The following is a 1,828-nucleotide window of genomic DNA, read 5'->3' as shown; positions in this document are numbered from 1 at the left end:
GCTCGGAACATGGCTCTCGATCCACGACTTCCCGGACATTCACTCGCGCAGCATTGTGGGCATGACGCCGCTGATGGTGGCAGCGCTGCACGGCGAAGACAGCATAGTCGCAGCGTTGCTGGATGAAGGTGCACACGTCGGCGCGCTCGACGACGAAGGTAACCAGGCACTCTGGCACGCGTGTCTGGGCGGCGCACCCGCATCGATCCTACGGTTGGTCGGGGCCGGCCTCGATATTGATCACACGAACGGGAACGACATCACGTGCCTGATGCAGGCCGCCGCCAGCGGCCGGCTCGAGGTCATGTGGCTGCTGATATCGCTCGGCGCCAGCGACAGCCTCGTTGCGCCCGACGGGCGAAATGCATTCGACATGGCCACCGATTTCGGACTGCAGCTCTTGCATACGGTAGGCCGGCTCAGGGACGCCCGGCGGGGATCGATCTCCGCCACCGATCGGTACGTCGCGGAACTGAGGCAACCACGAATTCCGGGTAGCGTCCTGCCGGATAACTCTTTGCGCTGAAAGGAACTCATGCCGCTATACGACTATCTATGCCGCAACTGCGCGTTGCATTTCGAAGCGCTTGTGCGTGCTGGCACGACGCCTCTTTGTCCGCGCTGTCGCAGTACCTCGCTGGATAAACAGGTCAGTGCGCCGTGCGCTCCCGCCCGCAGCAAAGCAATCATCGCGGCGGCACGCCGTCAGGCCGCGCGCGAAGGCCTTTTCAGCAACTACACGGCTACAGAACGCAGCAACCTCCTGCGCCGCGGTTGAAGCGGCAGCAGCAATGGTACGGCGGCTTGTCCAGCCGGGAATTGCTGCTGCCGCCTAGAGAGATAGATAGCGGCTCCAGCGCCGAAGTTGATCGCCGTGCCCTTTAGAGCGTGTTAGGCACTGTGAAGTACTGGCACTGCATGAACGAGCATGAGCATCGCAAAGACCACGAAATGAAGCCCGGCGAGAGTTTCGGGTAGTCGTTCATAGTCCCGAGCGAGGCGGCGGAAGCGGTTGAGCCAGCCAAAGCTACGCTCGACCACCCATCGCCGGGGCAGCAATACAAAACCCTTCTTCGCCTCTTGCAGTTTGATCACCTGCAGGTCGATGCCCTCATCGCTTGCGGCCTGCGCGGCGTCTTCGCCGGTGTATCCCTGATCCGCGAATGCCACCTTGACCGCTTCTCCAGTGACCTGCTGTACCTGACGCGCAAGCTCGCCCACCTGCGCACGTTCCTGCTCATTTGCTGGCGTCACGTGTACCGCCAGCAAATGCCCCAGCGTGTCTACTGCAATATGTACCTTGCTTCCGCGTTTGCGCTTATAGCCGTCATAGCCCGCTCGCGGGCCGCTCTCACAGGTTGACTGTATGGTGCGGCCATCCAGAATGACAGCGCTGGGTTGCCCCCGCCGTCCCTGTGCCACACGAATCACCGAGCGCAGGTCGCAGACCATATTCTCAAAACAGCCTGCCTGCAGCCAGCGCTGGGTCTGCTGATACACCATTTCCCAAGGCGGGAAGTCGTTCGGTAGCATCCGCCACGGTGCACCGGCACGCGCAATCCAGCGTAGTGCATTAAACATTTCGCGAAGGTCGTATTTGCGTTGCGGCGCGCTTACGTCCATCAACGTCAGATAGGGGGTCGCGAAACTCCATTCTTCGTCTGACACATCAGTCGGGTAGCCTTTCCGTTTTGCTTTTGTCATGCGGCCAGGATACCAGGTCTCAACGCAAGTACCTAACACCCTCTAGATACTGTGTCACATAATCAGTTGCGCGGTCTATTACCGGGCTATGCCATCGTTGCATGAGCCGTAAGCCAAGCAGGAT

At 60.4% G+C, this 1,828-nt stretch carries 3 protein-coding genes; 2 read left to right on the top strand and 1 reads right to left on the bottom strand.

What is annotated here, in order from left to right; translation table 11 throughout:
- Both J8I87_RS43820 and J8I87_RS43815 read left to right on the top strand, forming a co-directional pair.
- On the top strand, nt 1-526 hold a 526-nt coding region (locus J8I87_RS43820), incomplete at its 5' end, for an ankyrin repeat domain-containing protein (protein WP_209938864.1).
- Between the two features lie 9 nt (nt 527-535).
- Entirely contained in the window at nt 536-778 is a 243-nt protein-coding gene (locus J8I87_RS43815) for an FmdB family zinc ribbon protein (protein WP_209938863.1), read from the top strand.
- Nucleotides 779-891: 113 nt separating this feature from the next.
- Here the strand turns inward: J8I87_RS43815 and J8I87_RS43810 are convergent, their stop codons facing one another.
- Nucleotides 892-1,704: an IS5 family transposase gene (locus tag J8I87_RS43810; protein ID WP_209938862.1), complete on the bottom strand. Its 813-nt coding sequence runs from the start codon at nt 1,702-1,704 to the stop codon at nt 892-894.
- Between the last annotated feature and the right edge of the window lie 124 nt (nt 1,705-1,828).

This window comes from Paraburkholderia sp. LEh10 (assembly GCF_017814945.1).
In the GTDB taxonomy this organism is placed as follows: Bacteria; Pseudomonadota; Gammaproteobacteria; order Burkholderiales; family Burkholderiaceae; genus Paraburkholderia.
This window is presented reverse-complemented; position numbering and strand designations above follow the sequence as displayed.